Raw genomic sequence first — 19829 nt, forward strand, 5'->3', positions numbered from 1 at the left:
GTGTTTCTGTATACAGAAACACTCAAGGAGATCCTATGCCGTATCGACCAAGTCCGGAAGAAGCCGCCTCCCTTGCCGGGGATTTCAAGTCCATCCCCATATCCCTAACCCTGCCTGTGGGGGGACATACTCCGGTGGAGACCTTCAGGATCCTCAAGAATCTGAGCCGCCAGTGCTTTATCCTGGAAAGTCTGGAGGACCCCAACCGGCACGGCCGGTATACCTTTCTAGGCTATGATCCCAAACTGGAGATTTCCTGTACCAACGGCGCCCTCAGTATAAAAAACGGGACCCATATCAATATGACCGTTAAAAATCCCGGCGCAAATATCAATCAAATAATAGAAGAAAACAGAAGTCCCGAACTTCCCTATCTTCCCCCGTTTACCGGAGGTTTGGTGGGGTACTTTTCCTACGACTATATCAAGTACAGTGAGCCGGGACTGAACCTTGACGCCGATGATCAGGAACACTTTAAGGATGTGGATCTTATGCTCTTCGACAAGGTTGTGGCCTACGATCATCTGGAAGAGAAAATCATCCTTATGGTGAATATCAAAACCGATGCGGTGAAGGAAAACTACAACCGGGCGGTGACGGAACTGGAAAAGCTGGCCCGGATCATTGAAAGCGGAACCCCGGCGGACATGAAGCCCCTCAAGATTAATTCCCCCTTCCGGCCCCTTTTTGACGAGGTGCAGTATTGCTCCATGGTCCGGCGGGCCAAGGACTATATCAAGGAGGGGGATATTTTCCAGGTGGTGCTTTCCAACCGGCTGGAGGCTGATGTTGAAGGCAGTCTCTTTGACACCTATCGGGTACTCCGGGAGCGGAACCCATCGCCCTATATGTTCTACTTTTCCAGCGACGACATTGAAATTGCCGGCGCATCACCGGAGACCTTAGTAAAGCTGCTCAAGGGTGATCTCCTCACATTTCCCCTGGCGGGCACCCGTCCCCGGGGCAAGACCGAAGATGAGGATACGGCCTTAGAGCGGGAACTGCTTACGGATCCCAAGGAACTGGCGGAACACAATATGCTGGTGGACCTTGGCCGGAACGATCTGGGGAAGATCAGCCGCTTCGGATCGGTGATGCTGGAACGCTATCTTTCGGTAGAAAAGTTTTCCCATGTGATGCATCTGGGCTCCACCGTACGGAGCGTTATCCGGGAGGGCAAGACCGGGACTGACGCCGTAGAGGCGGTACTGCCGGCAGGAACCCTATCGGGGGCGCCGAAGATAAGGGCCTGCGGGATCATCAACGAGCTGGAAAACAACAAGCGGGGTATCTACGGCGGGGCCATAGGTTACCTGGCCTTTAACGGGGATATGGACACCTGTATCGCCATACGGATCGCCTTTAAGAAAAACGGCAAGGTCTTCGTCCGGTCCGGGGCAGGGATAGTGGCGGACAGTGTTCCTGAAAAGGAATATCAGGAGTGCGAAAATAAAATGCGGGGGGTACTGAACGCCCTGGAGGAAGCACAGTCAATGGGGACGGCGGATTCGGCGTCCCCTGTGCAAAAATGGGGGCATAAAAAGTGATTTTACTCATCGACAACTACGATAGTTTTTCCTATAATCTCTACCAGCTCATCGGCGGCCTCAATCCCGATATCCGGGTGATCCGGAATGACGAAATGACCGTGGCGGACATTGTGGTCCTCCATCCAAGCCACATCGTAATCTCCCCCGGCCCTGGCCGGCCCGCCGACGCCGGCATCTGCGAAAAGCTGATCGCCGCCCTGGCCGCTCAGATTCCCATACTTGGGGTGTGCCTGGGTCATCAGGCTATCTGCGAAGTGTTCGGCGCCACCGTAAGCTACGCAAAAACTCTGATGCATGGGAAGTCTTCGATGATCAAGGTGGATACCGGGAGTCCCCTCTTCGCAGGCATGAACGAAACCATACAGGGCGCCCGCTACCATTCCCTGGCTGCAAGGGACAATACCATCCCTGCGGATCTAAAGATTATCGCCGCCGCCGATGATGGGGAAGTTATGGCGGTACAGCACCGGAAATATCCGGTCTATGGCGTACAGTTCCACCCTGAATCAATTTTAACCCCCGAGGGGAAGCAGATACTTATCAACTTTTTAGGAGTTCACAATGATTAAAGAAGCTATTATAAAAGCCGCAGGCCGGAAAAATTTGGATTACCAAACAGCCGAGGCGGTGATGGACGAGATCATGGGCGGCAAGGCGAGCGATATCCAGATGGCGGCCTACCTTGCCGCTATGGCGGTAAAGGGCGAGACCATCGAAGAGATCACCGCCTCCGCCGCGGGTATGCGGAAGCACTGTATCCGCATACTCCACGATATGGATGTCCTGGAAATTGTAGGTACCGGCGGGGACCGATCTAATTCTTTCAATATAAGTACCACATCTTCTCTGGTAATTTCCGCCGCAGGTATCCCGGTGGCAAAACATGGTAACCGGGCGGCTTCCAGTAAGTCCGGTGCAGCGGATGTGCTGGAAGCCCTTGGTGTGGACATCACCGTTTCCCCGGACCGGAGCCTCCATCTGCTTAAAACAATCGGTCTCTGTTTCCTCTTTGCCCAGAACTATCACCTTTCCATGAAGTACGTAGCTCCGGTACGGAAGGAACTGGGCATCAGAACTATTTTCAATATTCTGGGTCCCCTGGTTAATCCGGCGGGGGCGAACATGGAACTCCTGGGGGTCTACGATCAGGAGCTTACTGAGCCCATGGCACGGGTACTTTCAAACCTGGGTGTAAAGAGCGCATTGGTAGTGTACGGCCAGGATGGGTTGGACGAAATTTCCATGAGCGCCCCTACTTCTGTCTGCGAAGTACGGGACGGGGTTTTTAGGTCCTATGTCATCGAGCCTGAGCAATTCGGTTTTAGGCGCTGTAACAAGGAAGACCTGGTGGGGGGAACTCCGGCGGAAAACGCCGCCATAAGCCGGGCTATCCTTTCCGGCGAGAAGGGACCAAAGCGTGACGCGGTGCTCCTCAACTCCGCTGCGGCTATCCACATCGCCAAACCGGAGTTTTCCATAGCCGACGCCATCGGTATCGCTAAAGAAACTATCGACAGCGGCAAGGCGCTAAACCAGCTGGAGCAGTTTATCAACCTTTCTAAGGCGGTCGAAGTGCCGGAACTTAGTCTATGATTCTGGATGATATTGCGGCAAGTACCCGCATACGGGTGGAAAAAGCAAAGGCCGCGCGATCCCCGGAACAGGTACGGGACGCAGCCCTGACCCAGGCTGGTCTGAGCCGGGAAGGGGATGGTAAACGGCTTCCGGCCTTCGAACAGGCCCTGGCCGTACCGGGCTTGTCCTTTATCTGTGAGGTCAAGAAGGCTTCTCCCTCCAAGGGAATTATCGCCGAAGATACACCCGGCGCGCCGGGTTTCCCCTACCTTGAAATAGCCAGGGATTACGAGGCTGCCGGGGCTTCGGCTATTTCGGTACTCACCGAGCCGGACTATTTTTTAGGCAGCGACCGGTATCTGCGGGAGATCGCCGCTGCGGTACAGGTCCCGGTTTTACGTAAGGATTTTATTATTGATACGTATCAAATCTACGAGGCGAAACTCCTTGGCGCCTCCGCAGTATTGCTGATCTGCGCTCTCTTGGACACAAAAACGCTCGGTAGCTATATTAAGACAGCGGATACTCTGGGCCTTGCCGCTCTGGTGGAGGTTCACAACGAAGATGAAGTCCGGTCCGCCCTGGACGCCGGCGCCCGGATAGTGGGGATAAACAACCGGGACCTTAAAACCTTCACCGTGGACCTTGCGACCACAACACGGCTGCGGAAACTGATTCCTGCGGGGATACTCACGGTGTCCGAAAGCGGTATCCGCGGGCCGGAGGATATACGGGGTTTAACTGCGGAAACGAAAATCGACGCGGTGCTGATCGGGGAAACCCTTATGCGGGCAGCGGATAAGAGAGGATATTTGCAGGAACTGCGCGGGGAACTCCGTTGAAAATAGAGGGCTGTTGGTGAGCAGGATGAAGATAAAAATTTGCGGGCTTTCCCGGGATGATGATATTAGTTTTGCTAACGAGGCGGGGCCGGATTATATTGGCTTTGTATTTGCCAAAAGCAAGCGCCGGGTTTCCCCGGACTGTGCGGCACGTTTGAGGGCACGATTGCGTCACGATATTGTACCGGTTGGGGTGTTCGTGAACGCTCCTGTGGAAGAAATCGCAGCCCTTTACCGGGATGGAATTATCGGTATCGCCCAGCTCCACGGAGATGAGAGCCAGGGGTATATTGCGGAGCTTAAGAAGCTTACCGCGTCGGTCAGTTCCGTCCCTGTTCTGGTGATTAAAGCGGTGCAGGTGGAGAGCCGGGAGGATATTCTGGACTCAGTGAGGAGCGGGGCGGATTATCTCCTGCTGGATCATGGGACGGGAGGGACCGGGAAACCCTTTGACTGGGCTTTGTTGGAGGATGGTGATTTTTTGAACGGGTTACCCGTCCCCTGCTTCCTTGCGGGTGGTATTGATATGTATAATATAGAAGAGGCCCTGCGGTTTAAGCCCCTTGGGATCGATGTTTCCAGCGGCGCGGAGACCGGCTCGGTTAAGGACCGGGATAAGATGATACAGCTTGTACAGAAAGTGAGGAATTGGAAATGAGCGACTTGCAAGGAAGTTTCCCGCGTAAGGGCAGATTTGGTGATTATGGCGGGCAATACATCCCGGAAACCCTGATGAACGAGATCATCAATCTGGAGAAGGCCTACAACCATTATAAGGATGACCCGGAGTTTAACGCGGAGCTCACGGATCTGTTGAATAACTATGCAGGGCGGCCTTCGTTGTTATACTACGCGGAAAAAATGAGCGCCGATTTGGGCGGGGCAAAGATTTACCTTAAGCGGGAGGACCTGAACCACACGGGATCCCACAAGATCAATAACGTTCTCGGACAGGTGCTGCTGGCAAAGAAGATGGGTAAGACCAGGATCATTGCTGAAACCGGAGCAGGTCAGCACGGAGTTGCCGCAGCCACCGCCGCGGCGCTTCTGGGGCTGGAATGTGAGATCTTCATGGGTAAGGAAGATACGGAACGCCAGGCCCTGAATGTGTACCGCATGGAACTTCTCGGCGCCAAGGTCAATGCGGTTATCTCCGGTACCCAAACCCTGAAGGATGCGGTGAACGAGACCATGCGGGAATGGGTCGGCCGGGTTTCAGATACCCACTATGTCCTGGGTTCCGTCATGGGGCCCCATCCCTTTCCAACCATAGTACGGGACTTCCAGAGCGTTATCAGCAGGGAAGCCCGGGAACAGATCCTGAAGCGGGAGGGGAAACTTCCCGCTGCGGTGATCGCCTGCGTGGGCGGGGGCAGCAACGCCATAGGTATGTTCTACCACTTTATTCCCGATAAAACAGTAAAACTGATAGGCTGCGAGGCCGCCGGCTTAGGGGTGGATACGGAAAAACACGCGGCCACCATTGCCAAGGGAAGCGTAGGCATATTCCACGGCATGAAGTCCTACTTCTGCCAAAATGATGAGGGGCAAATCGCCCCGGTCTATTCGATTTCCGCCGGGCTGGACTACCCCGGTATCGGACCGGAACACGCAAGCCTCCACGATACCGGCCGAGCCCAGTACGTGCCGGTAAGCGACGAAGAGGCGGTGTCCGCCTTTGAATACCTGGCCCGAAGCGAGGGGATCATCTGCGCCATCGAAAGCGCCCACGCCGTGGCCCACGCAAGGATCCTGGCGCCGAAGATCGGCAATGATGAAAATATCATCATCTGCCTCTCCGGACGGGGAGACAAAGACGTGGCCGCCATTGCGCGGTACCGGGGGAGCAATATCAATGAGTAATATCAACAGGGCTTTTAAAAACAAGAGCGCATTTATCGGTTTTGTCACCGGCGGTGACCCCAGCATTGAAAAATCCGAAGAGTTTATCCTGGATATGATCCGGGCCGGCGCGGACCTGGTAGAAATCGGCATCCCCTTCTCGGATCCCATCGCCGAAGGCCCGGTGATCCAGGAGGCTAATATCCGCGCCCTTTCCGCAGGAGCAACGGTAGAAAAACTATTCGGCCTGGTAAAGAGCCTGCGCGCAAAAACTGAAGTCCCCTTAGTTTTTCTCACCTACCTGAATCCGGTTTTCCATTACGGTTACGACGCTTTTTTTAAGCGAAGCCGGGATGCAGGCTTGGACGGTATCATCATCCCCGACCTTCCCTTTGAGGAACAGGCCGAAGTCCGGGAGGCCGCGGTCAAATACGGCATAGATATTATTTCCCTTATCGCCCCTACATCCCGGTCACGGATACAGGAAATTGCCAAGGCTGCTACGGGCTTCATCTACCTGGTATCTTCCATGGGCGTTACCGGGGTACGCAGCGAAATCCGAACCGATCTTGATTCCATTGTCACTGCGGTCAGGGACGTTACCAAGGTTCCGGCGGCGGTGGGGTTCGGTATTCATACCCCGGCCCAGGCTTCTCAAATCGGGAAGATTGCCGATGGGGTCATTGTGGGAAGCGCCATCGTCAAGATCATTGCGGAATACGGAGGCGATGCGGGGAAGTATCTCTACGAATATGTGAAAGCGATGAAGGCGGCTATCGGGCAATGAAAAGTCGGAAAAATGCAAGAATTCAAAATTCAACCACAGACCTCGTTGAATTCCGTCCTAAACCAGGGTATGGTATTAAGGAGGAGTTATGGCCTTTCTGATTTTGTCAATAAATCCCGGATCAACATCCACCAAAATTGCGGTGTATGAAGATGGGGATCAGATTTTTTTCAAAACCATTGATCATACTCCGGAAGAATTGGGCAAATTCGATACCCTCCTGGATCAGTTTGATCTGCGCAAGGATTGGGTAATCCAATCTTTGGAAGAACAGGATATTGACAAGTCGCGCTTATCCGCCGTGGTTGGCCGGGGGGGTATGCTGCCTCCGGTTCATGGCGGCGCTTATCTGGTGAATGAGGCGATGATTGAGGAGCTGCGCTCCGATAGGGTGATGCCCCATGCGTCAAACCTTGGAGCCCTGATCGCCTTCAGTATCGCTGAGCCGCTTGGAATACCGGCGTATATCTACGATGCGGTTACCTCCGATGAGCTTTACGATGTGGCGAAGATCACCGGCATACCGGAGATAACCCGTCACAGTTTTTGTCATGTGCTCAATTCCAAAGCAAGCGCCCGGAAGGTGGCGAAGATGCAGGGATCACGCTACGAGGAAAAGAATTACATTGTGGCCCACATCGGCGGCGGTATATCCGTCAGTGCCCACGAAAAGGGACGTATTGTGGATGTAATTACCGACGATGCGGGTCCCTTCTCGCCTGAACGGGCGGGAAGCGTACCCCTGGGATATATCATCAATATTTGCTATCATTCAGGGCTTACCGAGAAAGAGCTGAACGATAAATTAAAAAAGAATTCCGGCATCATGGGGCATCTGCATACCAACGATTGCCGGGAGGTGGAAAAAAGAATTGCCGCCGGGGATGAGTTCGCCGCCCGGATCTACGAAGCCCAGGCGTATCAGATTGCCAAGGGCATAGGGGAAATGGCGCCTCCCCTTTGCGGTAAAATAGACGGCGTTATTTTAACCGGCGGTATGGCCCGTTCGGAATATATTACCCGGGAGCTTAGCCGCAGGGTTTCATACCTGGGCGAAGTTTTTGTTATTCCCGGCGAAAATGAAATGGAATCCCTGGCCTTAGGGGCCTTACGGATCCTGCGGGGGGAAGAAAACTGCTCCACCTACACAACCCGGTAGAAACTATACTTCTCGAAAATATCGATAAGCCCGATACGCTCTTCGTGTTTCCCACGGATATCGCAGTAAACCATTGGGCGGATCATCTCCTGAATCTTCGGGGAGGCGGTACGCTTGCCATGGAGCGGTTTACCGCCTGGGATACCTTTAAACAGGAGTCCATACGGGCGAAGAAGCAGGATAAGAAAAGTGTGCCCGCAGTTTTGCGAAAAATATTTGTAAGCCGGCTTGTTCGGGAAAACACGGAAAATTGCGGGGCCGGAAAGGCGCCTCTGTTCAGCTCCCTCCTGCCTCCAAAATATGCCTATGCCGGGGGTGCCTTTGTTTCCTGGTTTACAGGGATACTGCCCCAGCTGGGTTCGTGGTTTGAAAAAACTGCCGGACTTCCGCCGGCGCTTATGAACGAAAAAAACGGTGTTCTTGCGGGGGAGAGTTTGACAGGCGATGATCGTGACCTCTATACGCTGGCTTCCCGGTATCAGCGGTTTCTCGATGAACATGGACTCTTTGAACCTGCCTGGGAAAAGCCGCCCTTTGAAGATACGGGGAAGACCTGCTTCATCTTTTTTCCCGAGTCCCTGATGGACTACAGTGAATATGCGGAGCTTCTGGAAAACACCGGCCATGTTAAGACGGTACGGATTTCCGGCGCCGGCGCCGCGGCTAAACCATATAAAACATTTTTCTACACCAATGCTCGCAGCGAAATTACCGAGGCTGCCCTGTATATCAGGGCGCTCCATGAAAACCAGGGGGTCCCCTTTGAATCAATGGCGGTGAGCATCTCCGATGAGTCAAACTACGAACCCTATGTGCTCCGGGAATTTGCCAACCGGAATATTCCCTTTGTGCATCGGCAAGGGAAACCGCTGGCTTCCTACCCTGCGGGTCAGTTCTTTACTGCCATTGCGGATTGCGCTTCCCGGGATTTTTCCTTTGATGCGCTTACGGGGCTTTTGTTGAATAGTCATCTCCCCTGGAAGGATAGGGAAGTTATTAATCAGCTCATAGATTTTGGGATCAGGAACAACTGTATTACTTCCTGGAAAGAAACTGACGAAAAAGGAAATGCGGGAAGGGAGATCCATGTATGGGAAGATGCCTTTAGATCTCCCATGGGGAACAGGGAGGAGCGCGCCCGGTCATTTTACGAAATTCTCAAAACCGATATAGAAAAATTATGCAGCGCCTCTTCTTTCGAAGACATACGAACCCGTTACTTTATATTCCGGGAAAAATTTCTCAACATGGGTGAATGTCTTCCCGAAACGGATTTAATCCTGTCCCGGTGTATATCAGAACTGTTATCCCTGATAGAAATTGAAAAATCATTTCAGGATCTTGCCATTCCGGATCCCTATACATTTTTTACCGAATACCTTCAAGAGAAAAACTACCTTCCCCAGCAGTATTCTTCCGGGGTGAACATACTTCCGTACCGGACCGCAGCGCCGGCGCCCTTTGAGTGCCACATCATTCTTGGCTCAACCCAGAACAGCCTTTCGGCGGTTTTCTCACGGCTTGGGTTCCTGTCCCGGGCAAAACGGGAGGAACTGGGCCTGCAGGACGATGATGCTTCCGAGGCGTTTATCAACCTCCATAAATTGAATTCCCGTCTTCCCGCGGCCTTCTTCTGTGCCCAGGAAACCTTTTCCGGTTATGCCATCCCCCACAGTCTCCTTAGGGTTACGGAAAAACCCCGTATGCGCTATGGCGCCGATGATACGGAAGCCTTTGCGGAGGATCTTTTTGAGGCCGAGCAGGGATTGTACCGGGTTCTGCAAGCCGCCGAATCGGCGCCGTATTTCCCGAACCGGCTCCATAAGGGGCAGATGCAGGGTTTTAATGCCTGGGCCGCCAGGAGAAACCGGAGCGGTGATGAGGAAAGATGGAAGGCAGACCCAGCGCTGTTGAATCTTATCATGGAACGGTATTGCTACAGTGAGGATTTTCCGGGAAAATTCAGTGTCTCCGCATCGTCCCTGGAGCCGTACTATAACTGCGCCCTGCAATGGCTTTTTCAAAGGGTTCTTGTCCTTGAAAATGTCCGCATTGAAACAAGCTTGATGGCCGAAAATATTATGGGGTCCGTGTACCATGCGGTGCTGAACTGGTTTTTTACGGCGGTAAAAAAAGATGGAGCCGTGCTTTCCCCGCTTCAAAACGGCGCCCTTCCCCGGGATTACGGTGTTCTGCTTACGGAATGTGTTGAGACCATACTGAAGGGGCTTCCCGCATTGCTGCCGGGTAAACAACCGGAGATGAGCGCCCTTACGGTACGGCTGATCCGCGCGGAGAAAAAGAATATCCGGGCAAAGCTTGAGACGCTGCTCACCGCCTTTCTCACTTACTTTGGGGGGTATCGTGTATTGGGAAGCGAAACATCCTGGAAACTAGAGAAGGATTCCTATTATCTTAACGGTAAAGTGGATTGTATGCTTGAGGATACGGGCAGCGAAGTTCCCGGCGCCGTAATTGTGGATTTCAAGCTGTACTATATGCCGGATTGGGATTCCTGTACCGCCTCCGGGGATGAGGGGCTTACGAATTTTCAGCTTCCCCTGTATATGACCCTGGCGGGAGAGAAGGGCGGGAAATCGGTAAGCACGGCGCTTTTTTTCAGCATCCTGCAGGCTAAGCCCCAGGTAATATTCGGCGCTATAACGAACAGAGAAACCGGGAAGTCCCTGCCAAAAAATCCTGTGGCGGATGACCAATTTCAGTTAATAATGGAGGAGTTCCGGGAAAAGACGGAACGATACGCTGCGGAAATCAGGGCCGGTAATTTTTCGACCATCAGTAATAGTTTTAAGAAATGCACCGCCTGTGACTATCATCCTGTATGCCGCACCAGTTATACGGTAGATAGGGAAACGAACCTGTTACATTGGGGCGTTAACCATGGATGATACAAAAACAAAGCTGGAACTCAATGCCGAACAGCGTGCGGCGGCCTATTGCAAAGAAAATGCCGTGGTTGCCGCAGGGGCCGGATCGGGGAAGACTTCCGTACTGGCGAGCCGTTTTGCCTACCTCTTGACCGAAAAGGGGTATCGTGTCGATCAGATCCTCACCCTCACCTTTACGAAAAAAGCCGCCGCAGAAATGTACCAGCGCATCTACAATACCCTGAGCGAAATTGCCGCGAATGATCCGGGGCCCAAGGGGGAAAGGGCGCGGGAGGGTATCAAGGATTTTATCCGGGCCAGGATACAAACCCTGGATTCCTACGCCGTTTCTATTGTCAAGCAGGCCGCGTCTCGGTACGGCATACGCCCGGATTTTACCAATGACAATGAACGGTGCCGCGCCATTGCGGAAGAGGTCTCCCTTCCGTTCTTAATCGCCCACCGGCATCATCCGGCTGTGGAAAGACTGTACCCCCAAAAAAGTCCTTCCGGGATTGCGGGGGATATTTTTGCTGCTGCGATTTTTAATTACAGTTATATTGACGGGCCCCATGATTTTACCGAGGATGTCAAGAAGCAATTCAGTATAATATGTACGGAATGGAAAAAACTGAGTTCCGAAATAACAGCGCTGCTGAAGCATCTTGCGGATATCCTTTTGGAAGACGGAGGGGACAAACTGCTGCCCGATCTGGTCCCCCTGATGGTTCAATTTAGCTCTGGTAAAATTAAGTTTCCCGACGAAGGGGAAATCCGTAGTTTTTTTGATTCCCTGCTGCCCCTCTCGGACCTCGAATGTATTACCGGAGCGGAATCACATCCGGTCAGGGCTGCGGTACTGGAAATACTCAGCTATCTGGGCGAATTGTACGCCCTTGACCTCCGAAAGGGTAAACGGAGTGATAATCCGGCTAAGGAATTAATAAAGCAGTTCCGGAACTCTCTGTATGGATCCTTTTCCTCCCTGGCAGTTTTTTGTATGCAGGCGGGTTTTATCCTTTCCGTTATGTTTCTTTTGGACTCCCTGCAGGAATTGTATCTTGATAAAAAACGGGCGGAAGGTGTTCTTACCTTTACTGATGTGGCCCGGCTGGCAAGAACCATACTCAGGGATCACCCTGATATCAGGAAAAGCGAGAAGAAAGCCTTTGAGGCAATTATGATCGATGAATTTCAGGATAACAATGAGCTGCAGAAGGAATTACTCTTTCTGCTTGCGGAACATCCTGACCGGATGGATACAAGCATCCCCCCTCCGGAGGAACTTGAGCCGGGTAAACTCTTTTTTGTGGGAGATGAAAAACAGTCTATCTACCGTTTCCGTGGGGCCGATGTTTCGGTGTTCCGGAAATTAAAGGATGAATTGGCCGCCGGAGATCTTCCCCTTAAGATCAACTACCGGTCTGCCCCTGAACTTATCGGAGCCTTTAACGCTATCTTTGGGGGAAGCCAATACGATCCCATGGGTGAGAAACCGCCGGCGGAATTCGCCTCGGTCTTTGCCTCCGGCAAGCCTCTGCCGCTTTATGAAGCTTCGTACAGTCCCCTTCAGGCGGGCAGTGTCAATGAGGGGAAGTTTACCCTATGCGTCCTCAACGCCGGTGATGAGCCGGATGATGATACGAATGATGCGGACCAACTTAGCCCCCTTGAAAACGAAGCCCGCTTTACCGCAGAGCGTATACAAAAACTGTTGACGGAAAGGGACGCAAGCGGCAGCCCAATCTATAGACCCGACGATATTGCCATCCTTTTCCGTACCCACAGTCCGCAACATTTGTTTGAGAAGCATCTGCGGCTGCTGAATATCCCCTACGCCAGCGAAGCTATCAATGGCTTTTTTTACGGAGGCCCGATCAATGATTTAATGTCGGTGCTCCGTCTTGCCGCGTATCCCCTGGATACCGAAGCCTATGCGGTGATGCTCCGCTCCCCCTTTGTGGGGCTTTCCCTGCAGAGCCTTGCCGTTTGTCTTGCGGTCATGAACAGCGGTCCCTCTAAAACGCCATTCTCCGATGAAGCCCTTTCAGAGCTCCTGGAAATAGAACAGGTCCGGTTCCTCCAGGGCCGTATTTTATATGAGCGTATCCGCGACAGGGCGTCGGAGAGCACCCTGTCGGAGATGGTGAGCGAGTTATGGTACGCCGAAGGGTACCGGTACGAAACCGAGTGGAATCCCCAAACCGTAGTTTACCGGGAATTGTACGATTACCTGTTCCACCTTGCCGCCAAGGCCGATGAGGATGGCTTGGGCCTTGCCGGTTTTACGGATATGGTACAAACCCTGCGGGAGGACGACGGCGGCCTTGAGGAAATTGACATTCCCCTGGAACGGCCCGGGGCGGTACGCCTTATGACGATCCATAAAAGCAAGGGCCTTGAATTTCCCGTAGTATTCCTTTGCTGCTGCGGCAGCCATGGCAGAAGAGGCGGCGGTTCCTCCGATGTGTATGATGCCGGGCCGGGCGGTATATCCTTTAACCCCCCCATGCCTCCTGAATGTTTTGGTATATCCGGTGTTAAAAGAAACTTTTTCTATGAACAGTCTTCCGGAGAGGAAAAGCGGAAAAAGACCGCTGAGCTGCGGCGCCTCCTCTATGTTGCTATGACCAGGGCGGAGAGGGAATTGTACCTTACCGGAAGCCTTGATCTTGGGGAGGATGAGAACGAGGAGAAAGATATTTCTCTCCGATTGAAAGCCTTTGTTGATGAAAAACGGGCGGGTAGTGATACGGCGGATCGTATTGCCGGAGACACCATCCTGGATAACGATACCTTCTTCGGTCTGTTTCTTCCGGCCCTTGCGGATCATATCCCGCAGGAGGGGCTTCAAACAACGCCGTCCTTCTTTAGCCTTGAATCAATTCCGGTGTATACCGATACACCGGTGAACAGTCCGAGGCAACAGGGCGCGGTATTTTACAATGATCGCAGGGGCCTTGCAGCTTTTCTTAAAGAGGCGGCGCCCTATTATGATAAAATAGGAGAAGAAAATAGTATTATTACCCCGGAAATCAAAAACAATCACCGGACTCCCACGTTATTCCACTTTGAATCCGATCCTGCCCAGTTTAGTTATACTATTGATAAGGACAATTCCGGGGAAAAGGCTGTTGAAATATTTGCTGCGGTTGACGATATCCTCAAACGCTTTGCGGCGAAAGGGAAGGCCGCTGGCCTTGATCCCGGGGCGGAGGCATTTACCCCGGCCGACTTCGGGACCATTGCCCACGCCTGTGTGGACGCCCTGATGAATCATGAGACGCCTGCCATACCCGCCAAGCTCGGCGGCCCCCTTTCCCCCCAGGAAGCGGATACCCTGCTTTCTGCGGGGATTGAACTGGCAAAAGGGTTTCTGGAATCACCCCTAGGACAGTCGGCCCTCAGTGCGCCTTTACGGAAAAGCGAATTCCGTTTCCGCAGCCTAAATGGCGCAATCTTCATCAATGGAACCATTGATCTTCTCTTTGAGGATGACAGGGTTGTTTATGTGGTTGACTTTAAGACCGACAGCGTTGAGGAGCCCGGGGAGCATCTGGCTCAGATGGCCTTCTACTATCGGGCGGCCATGGATCTTCTGGGCAAGCCCCACGGCAAGGACTGCCAGCTGTGGCTATACTATCTTCGCACCGGGCATGCGGTAGAAATGACGGATGCGGCGAAGAATCTCAAGCTTGAAGAGATGATGTAATCACCCCGGTCAATATTTTACATAAAAGTCTGTTACAGCAATTTCCCAATTATTTTTTTTGCAACCTCAATTCTATCCTCAGTATCAATCCCATCTTCAGACTGAGGAATAGGGTATTCTTTTATTTTGCCATTTTGTAATAGTATAAATTTGTCATTTAAACAGTCCATTTCAATGTCCGTACCTAGGCCGATTACGGCAATGCAGCCTTTCAACATAGGCCTTTCTATCTTCAGCGCCCCAAAAATGGAGTTGATTGAATTGTGACTCTGTGTAATATTTAAGAAAAACCATTCTCGTACATACCGAGAGCTAATTTCCTTGTTAAAAAGTAATAGCAGCTGTTCGATCATGCTGTAATCGGATGTGTTTTCATAGGACAGTTCGCACTAATCTTTCTTGAAATCGATACTTTTTGCAACTTTTTCGTTTAGGGTATCTTGATCATATTCAAGGGAAAAATGAAGATTCAACGGTATATTCAGCTGTTTTATATAGCGAAAAATTAAGAAAATAGTAGTTAGCCGCTGCTGACCATCTATTAATTCATATCGTTTTTCGCCGATATTCTTAACCACTATAGGTTAAAGCCAATAATTTTGCCCTTCCGCAATTTCGTCAATGTCATTTAACAACATTGCGACTTCTTCTTTCCAGCGATATCCCCGCTGATAAGAGGGGATATAAAATTCACCTTCAATATCCCCTACTGGTGATATAATTTTTCCCGTTTGGTTTAAAATACCAGAAAAAGGGCTTGATCGCAAGGAAAGGTTGTCTTGGCTTACCCGGCTGCGAATCACCTGGAAAAAAGATCCCCCCTTGTGATACACTACCTTTATATGGAATTAACGCAGGAATTTATCGATGGCCTTGCGGTCAACGAAGTAAGCATCATGAAGGGCATCGCCGAACGCCTGGGGGTGAACCTGGGGCAGGTTTCGGCGGTTGTCGGCCTTTTGGGGGAGGGGAGCACGGTTCCCTTTATTGCCCGGTACCGGAAAGAGCAGACCGGCACCCTGGACGAGGTCCAGGTGCGGGATGTGGACCACCTGTTTTCCAGCGGGAAGAACCTGGAAACCAGGCGGCTGGAGATTATCCGGGGGATCTTTGACCAGGGAAAACTTACCGAATCCCTCTACGAAAATATAACCCGGGCGGTGACCTTAACGGAGCTTGAGGATATTTACCTCCCCTATAAACGGAAAAAGAAGACCCGGGGTATGGCCGCCATAGAAAAGGGCCTGGAACCCCTGGCGGATGCCATGTTGGAACTGAAAGAAGCCGCTTTGGTACAAAAGGCAGCAGAATTTATCAAGGAAGATGCCGAAAACCCCGCCCTGTCGGTGGCCACCGCCGAAGAAGCTCTTCAAGGGGCAATGGACATCCTGGCTGAGCGTACAGCCCAGGAGCCGGAAAACCGGGCGGCCATCAAGAGTTTCTATGGGAAGGACGGGCGGATTATCGTCAAGGGTGTGGGGGACGAGGAGCTTAAGAAGACCTCCACTTACCAGATGTACTGGGATTATACGGAAAACTTGTCCCAGATTAAGAGCCACCGGGTATTGGCCATAAACCGGGGCGAACGGGAGGGGCTTCTGGAGGTGACCATCGACGTGGATGAAAACACTGCGGCGGAACTTTTGCAGCGGAAATACCTTATCAATAATGATTACCATAAAACCGCCATTGAGGACGGGCTTAAACGGCTCCTCTCCCCGGCGGTGATCCGGGAACTCCGGGGGGACCAGAGCGACACCGCAGACGATCATGGGATCTCCGTGTTCAGCCAGAACCTCAAGAATCTCCTGATGCAGCAGCCTATCAAGGGTACCCGGGTATTGGGCGTAGACCCGGGGATCAGGACCGGGACCAAGTGCGCCTTCCTGGATGATACGGGGAAGTATCTGGCCAATTTTGTTATTTACAACCACAAGGTCGAGGAGGCCAAGCGGCTCCTCCTCGGCGGTATCAAGAACTACGATGTGCAGCTTATCGCCGTGGGGAACGGGACGGGTTCCAAGGAGGTCCAGGAAATTGTTACGGCGCTTATTGCCGAAAACAACCTGGAGGTCCTCTACACCGTGGTGGACGAGGACGGCGCTTCGGTGTACTCCGCCAGCGATATTGCCCGGGAGGAATTCCCCGAGCTGGATCTGACGATCCGTGGGGCCATTTCGATTGGCCGGCGTCTCCAGGACCCTCTGGCGGAACTGGTAAAGATCGATCCCAAATCCATCGGGGTGGGGCTCTACCAGCACGACGTGAACCAGAAGAAGCTTTCCGAAACCCTGGATGAGGTGGTCTCCTCGGTGGTGAACAACGTTGGTGTGAACCTCAACACCGCCAGCGCTTCCCTGCTGCGATACGTGTCGGGGATTAACGGCCCCCTGGCCAAGAAGATCGTTAAGTACCGGGACGAGAAGGGAAAGATCGCCAGCCGGGAAGAGCTGACCTCGGTACCCGGCATGGGGCCGAAAAGCTTTGAACAATGCGCGGGTTTCCTCAAGATCCCCGAAAGTCCGGAAGCTCTGGACAATACCTGGGTTCATCCGGAAAACTACGCCATAGCGCGGGCCATCAGAAATACTATTACCACCACCGGTAACCTTGCCGCCGGGGAGGCCAAGGCTCTGAAGGAACAGTACAATGTGGGGGATACCACCATCAGCGATATTGTGGAGGAACTGAAAAAGCCCAACCGGGACCCTCGGGAAGGGTTCCCCAAACCCATCATGCAGAAAGGGGTGGTGACCTTCGAAGATCTCAGCGAAGGGATGACGATCACCGGAAAAATAAAGAACGTAGTTGATTTCGGAGCCTTTGTAGACCTGGGGATCAAGGAAACAGCGTTGGTACATATTTCCGAGTTGAGCGATCATTTTGTGAAGGACCCCATGGATGCGGTTAAGGTGGGGGATGTGCTGGAATTCCGCATCATCGGCCTGGACCGTGACCGCCGCCGGATCAGCCTTTCCCGGAAGAGCGATTCAGCGCAGCCGAAACAGGAACGTGCCCAAGAGCGGGGAACAAAAGTCCCCCAAGAGGCGGGCGGCGAAGGAAAGAAAAAGCTTGTGGTTGTCAGGAAAGAAGGGGAAGCCGGAAACACCGGTCGTGGAGGCGGTAACGGCGGTTCCGTGAGCACCGGGTCCGGCAGGGCTGGGGGCGGGTCCGGCTACACGGGAGGCGGCGGTACGCAGCGTAATTCCAGGGACCGCAGTAACCCTGACGATGATGGCACCATGTACAACCCCTTTGCGGAGGCCCTTAAAAAGATGAAGGAAAAGAAATAAGGGAGGATAAGGAAAAGAGGTGCATATATCTGTAGCGCTGAATTCCATTATTGGATCAGCTTTGGTAATTATCCTCATCTTTGCTGATTATTTTCGGAAGTATAATACCGATGGTTTTCAGCGGAATGCTTTTTTTCATGTCCTGTTGACTGCCATAGTAGCAATGCTGGCGGACTTTGGTTTCTATTTGCTCAACGGTGTTTCGGGAACGGTAGTCCGTTATGTGTTGTATGTTGATTTGTTGATCTTCTTTATTTTTCAGATCGCCGCATTTTATTATGTTTTTATCCTTATTGATTATCTAACTTTTAAGGAAAAGGAACGGACAAAAAGGATTGCCAAAATTGTCTGGGCCATGTTTATCCTCAATGGGATTTTCCTTCTTATCAATATTCCTCTGGATTTTTATTTTTATCTTACGCCGGATAATGTATTTCATTATGGGAATAAATATTTTATCCGCCTCATCATTAGTTATTTTCCCGTATTGATGGTACTCGTTGATATATTTTTTCTGGCAAAGAATGTTAAAACATCCCAGGCTTTTCTGTGCTTCTTTTTTATCCTCTTTACCGGTCTCGGTTCTTCTATAGATATACTCTTTAAAACAGTCGGCCTGATCTGGCCTTGTTTTACCTCGGCGCTTCTCTACGCATATTTTTTTATCATCCAGTCGGATTCAAAAATTGACAGTCTCACCGGTATTGGGAACCGGTACAGCTTTAATGAGTTTATCAATCAGGTTTCCGGTCAGAACGCAAAGCAGCCCTACTCGGTGGTGATGATAGATATGGATCACTTTAAGGAGATCAACGATACCCTGGGTCATCTGGAGGGGGATAATGCCCTGCGGGATATGGCGGCCATTATTAAGGGCTGTATCCGGAATTCCGATTTTGCCGCCCGTTACGGCGGGGATGAATTTGTATTAGCCGCTAAGAAAGAGAGTGATGTTATCCGGCTTATGGAACGGATACAGCAGGCTATCAATAATCAAAATGAAAAGAAGGTACGTCCCTACACTATTCAGATCAGTTACGGGTACGATGTGTTTATCCCCAACAGCGGACAATCCATAGAAGCCTTTCTTTCCCACATTGACAACCTCATGTACAAGCATAAGGCCGCCAAGCGCCGGAGCACAGATTAATGGATACATCCCTTCAAAAAGGGGTCTTGGAGGAAGGGCTTGCCCTTTTATGTCGGGGAGACCCGGATGTAGAGGCGCTCTTGGGCAGTAATATTGACAGGGCGCTTCGCTTGCTTACTAAATATATATACGAGATAGAACTTTATAATCCTACTCTTGGGCTGGTAGGAACCACGGAACACCGGGAATTGGTGATACGGCACATCCTGGATTCTCTCTCTCCTTTAGGTATCCTGCAGCGGCTGGTTCGGGAACAGGGTGGCGTTCCATGTATCGCCGACGTGGGTTCCGGGGCGGGGCTTCCGGGGATACCCCTGGCCATAGCCCTGCCGGATTGTTCCTTTACCCTCGTTGAGCGGAAGACTAGGCGGGCGGAATTTTTGCGAAATGTTCTGCCGGCGCTTGGCCTGTCCAATGCGAAGGTGGAAGAGCGGGAAATGGAAAAGGCCCCCCGGTTTCGCTTTGGGATAATCACTTTCCGGGCCTTCCGCCCTCTGGATCCCGCTATCCTTAAGGGGCTTTTCCGGCTCCTGGCGCCCGGAGGTGTTCTGGCTGCCTATAAAGGCCGGCAGGAGAAGATTGCGGTAGAAATGGGAGCTATCGGGGAACTGGTCGGTTCTTGGGAGGCCATACCCTGCCCGGTCCCGTTTCTGGACGAGGAACGCCACTTGGTGATCATAAGACCGAGGGTTTAAGAATTAACCACGGACCACACCGACCGTACGGACAAACGCTATAGTATCGTGGTTAAATTTGGAATTCCTGTGGTAAGGCTCTCCCCCCTTGTTCAGGGGTCCCCGTACGTGGTAAATTTTCCCCATCATGAAAGCCGCCATTATCTTCGGGTCTCAGTCGGATAAGCCTGTGATGAAGAAAGCCGCCGATGTCCTTCGGGAATTCGGGGTGGATTTCTCTGCCCATATCATTTCGGCCCACCGGGTCCCGGAACTGCTGACCGAAACCCTTAAAAAGCTGGAAACCGAGGGAGTTGAGGTGATTATCGCCGGAGCGGGGCTTGCGGCTCACTTGCC

The 19829-nt window shown here is 52.1% G+C and carries 17 protein-coding genes; 14 read left to right on the forward strand and 3 right to left on the reverse strand.

What is annotated here, in order from left to right:
- The first annotated feature begins 35 nt into the window (after positions 1–35).
- The 10 genes from TPRIMZ1_RS0101985 (at position 36) to TPRIMZ1_RS0102035 (ending at position 14355) form a co-directional block, all read left to right on the forward strand.
- Positions 36–1547: an anthranilate synthase component I family protein gene (locus TPRIMZ1_RS0101985; protein WP_010253921.1), complete on the forward strand. Its 1512-nt coding sequence runs from the start codon at positions 36–38 to the stop codon at positions 1545–1547.
- Positions 1544–2119, forward strand: coding sequence for an anthranilate synthase component II (locus TPRIMZ1_RS0101990; RefSeq protein ID WP_010253933.1), 576 nt, complete (start codon positions 1544–1546; stop codon positions 2117–2119). Before TPRIMZ1_RS0101985 ends, TPRIMZ1_RS0101990 begins: the two co-directional genes overlap by 4 nt.
- The gene (trpD, locus tag TPRIMZ1_RS0101995; protein WP_010253936.1) at positions 2112–3143 is read left to right on the forward strand and encodes an anthranilate phosphoribosyltransferase; all 1032 of its coding nucleotides are present in this window, start codon (positions 2112–2114) and stop codon (positions 3141–3143) included. The genes TPRIMZ1_RS0101990 and trpD overlap by 8 nt, the downstream gene beginning before the upstream one ends.
- Entirely contained in the window at positions 3140–3967 is an 828-nt protein-coding gene (gene trpC / locus TPRIMZ1_RS0102000) for an indole-3-glycerol phosphate synthase TrpC (protein WP_010253940.1), read from the forward strand. The genes trpD and trpC overlap by 4 nt, the downstream gene beginning before the upstream one ends.
- A gap of 25 nt (positions 3968–3992) precedes the next feature.
- Positions 3993–4625 (forward strand): phosphoribosylanthranilate isomerase, encoded by a 633-nt coding sequence (locus tag TPRIMZ1_RS0102005; protein WP_010253943.1) that lies wholly within the window; start codon positions 3993–3995, stop codon positions 4623–4625.
- A complete protein-coding gene (gene trpB / locus TPRIMZ1_RS0102010) occupies positions 4622–5830 on the forward strand; it encodes a tryptophan synthase subunit beta (RefSeq protein WP_010253946.1) in 1209 nt (402 codons plus the stop codon). Before TPRIMZ1_RS0102005 ends, trpB begins: the two co-directional genes overlap by 4 nt.
- On the forward strand, positions 5823–6596 hold the full coding sequence (gene trpA, locus TPRIMZ1_RS0102015; RefSeq protein WP_010253949.1) for a tryptophan synthase subunit alpha: 774 nt from the start codon (positions 5823–5825) through the stop codon (positions 6594–6596). Before trpB ends, trpA begins: the two co-directional genes overlap by 8 nt.
- An 88-nt stretch (positions 6597–6684) precedes the next feature.
- Entirely contained in the window at positions 6685–7755 is a 1071-nt protein-coding gene (gene buk, locus TPRIMZ1_RS0102020; RefSeq protein WP_010253951.1) for a butyrate kinase, read from the forward strand.
- 44 nt (positions 7756–7799) lie between these two features.
- Positions 7800–10664, forward strand: coding sequence for a PD-(D/E)XK nuclease family protein (locus TPRIMZ1_RS0102030; RefSeq protein ID WP_232616721.1), 2865 nt, complete (start codon positions 7800–7802; stop codon positions 10662–10664).
- Positions 10657–14355 (forward strand): UvrD-helicase domain-containing protein, encoded by a 3699-nt coding sequence (locus TPRIMZ1_RS0102035; RefSeq protein WP_010253956.1) that lies wholly within the window; start codon positions 10657–10659, stop codon positions 14353–14355. The genes TPRIMZ1_RS0102030 and TPRIMZ1_RS0102035 overlap by 8 nt, the downstream gene beginning before the upstream one ends.
- 32 nt (positions 14356–14387) lie before the next feature.
- Here TPRIMZ1_RS0102035 and TPRIMZ1_RS0102040 read toward each other — a convergent pair whose 3' ends face one another.
- The 3 genes from TPRIMZ1_RS0102040 to TPRIMZ1_RS20665 are packed head-to-tail and all read right to left on the reverse strand — an operon-like array spanning position 14388 to position 15158.
- Positions 14388–14708 (reverse strand): hypothetical protein, encoded by a 321-nt coding sequence (locus tag TPRIMZ1_RS0102040; protein WP_010253958.1) that lies wholly within the window; start codon positions 14706–14708, stop codon positions 14388–14390.
- Positions 14709–14744: 36 nt separating this feature from the next.
- Positions 14745–14933 (reverse strand): GmrSD restriction endonuclease domain-containing protein, encoded by a 189-nt coding sequence (locus TPRIMZ1_RS21085; protein ID WP_010253961.1) that lies wholly within the window; start codon positions 14931–14933, stop codon positions 14745–14747.
- Between the two features lie 6 nt (positions 14934–14939).
- On the reverse strand, positions 14940–15158 hold the full coding sequence (locus TPRIMZ1_RS20665; protein ID WP_198429885.1) for a hypothetical protein: 219 nt from the start codon (positions 15156–15158) through the stop codon (positions 14940–14942).
- A 39-nt stretch (positions 15159–15197) separates the two neighbouring features.
- Between TPRIMZ1_RS20665 and TPRIMZ1_RS0102050 the strand changes: the two genes are divergently transcribed.
- From TPRIMZ1_RS0102050 to TPRIMZ1_RS0102065, 4 genes are all read left to right on the forward strand, one after another.
- A complete protein-coding gene (locus TPRIMZ1_RS0102050) occupies positions 15198–17648 on the forward strand; it encodes a helix-hairpin-helix domain-containing protein (RefSeq protein ID WP_038077601.1) in 2451 nt (816 codons plus the stop codon).
- A 19-nt stretch (positions 17649–17667) separates the two neighbouring features.
- The gene (locus TPRIMZ1_RS0102055) at positions 17668–18798 is read left to right on the forward strand and encodes a GGDEF domain-containing protein (RefSeq protein WP_010253969.1); all 1131 of its coding nucleotides are present in this window, start codon (positions 17668–17670) and stop codon (positions 18796–18798) included.
- Positions 18798–19493, forward strand: a complete 696-nt coding sequence (gene rsmG, locus TPRIMZ1_RS0102060; RefSeq protein WP_010253971.1) for a 16S rRNA (guanine(527)-N(7))-methyltransferase RsmG — start codon at positions 18798–18800, stop codon at positions 19491–19493. Before TPRIMZ1_RS0102055 ends, rsmG begins: the two co-directional genes overlap by 1 nt.
- 127 nt (positions 19494–19620) lie before the next feature.
- On the forward strand, positions 19621–19829 hold a 209-nt coding region (locus tag TPRIMZ1_RS0102065; protein ID WP_010253974.1), incomplete at its 3' end, for an AIR carboxylase family protein.

Source organism: Treponema primitia ZAS-1 (assembly GCF_000297095.1).
Classification (GTDB): Bacteria; Spirochaetota; Spirochaetia; order Treponematales; family Breznakiellaceae; genus Termitinema; species Termitinema primitia_A.

What these genes read in the sequence shown, in the direction of transcription:
- TPRIMZ1_RS0102050 (WP_038077601.1), top strand. Translation starts at nt 15,198, where the DNA reads ATGGAATTAACGCAGGAATTTATCGATGGCCTTGCGGTCAACGAAGTA.
- trpD (WP_010253936.1), top strand. Translation starts at nt 2,112, where the DNA reads ATGATTAAAGAAGCTATTATAAAAGCCGCAGGCCGGAAAAATTTGGAT.
- TPRIMZ1_RS0102005 (WP_010253943.1), top strand. Translation starts at nt 3,993, where the DNA reads ATGAAGATAAAAATTTGCGGGCTTTCCCGGGATGATGATATTAGTTTT.
- TPRIMZ1_RS0102035 (WP_010253956.1), top strand. Translation starts at nt 10,657, where the DNA reads ATGGATGATACAAAAACAAAGCTGGAACTCAATGCCGAACAGCGTGCG.
- rsmG (WP_010253971.1), top strand. Translation starts at nt 18,798, where the DNA reads ATGGATACATCCCTTCAAAAAGGGGTCTTGGAGGAAGGGCTTGCCCTT.
- TPRIMZ1_RS0101985 (WP_010253921.1), top strand. Translation starts at nt 36, where the DNA reads ATGCCGTATCGACCAAGTCCGGAAGAAGCCGCCTCCCTTGCCGGGGAT.
- TPRIMZ1_RS0102040 (WP_010253958.1), bottom strand. Translation starts at nt 14,708, where the DNA reads ATGATCGAACAGCTGCTATTACTTTTTAACAAGGAAATTAGCTCTCGG.
- trpA (WP_010253949.1), top strand. Translation starts at nt 5,823, where the DNA reads ATGAGTAATATCAACAGGGCTTTTAAAAACAAGAGCGCATTTATCGGT.
- trpB (WP_010253946.1), top strand. Translation starts at nt 4,622, where the DNA reads ATGAGCGACTTGCAAGGAAGTTTCCCGCGTAAGGGCAGATTTGGTGAT.
- buk (WP_010253951.1), top strand. Translation starts at nt 6,685, where the DNA reads ATGGCCTTTCTGATTTTGTCAATAAATCCCGGATCAACATCCACCAAA.
- trpC (WP_010253940.1), top strand. Translation starts at nt 3,140, where the DNA reads ATGATTCTGGATGATATTGCGGCAAGTACCCGCATACGGGTGGAAAAA.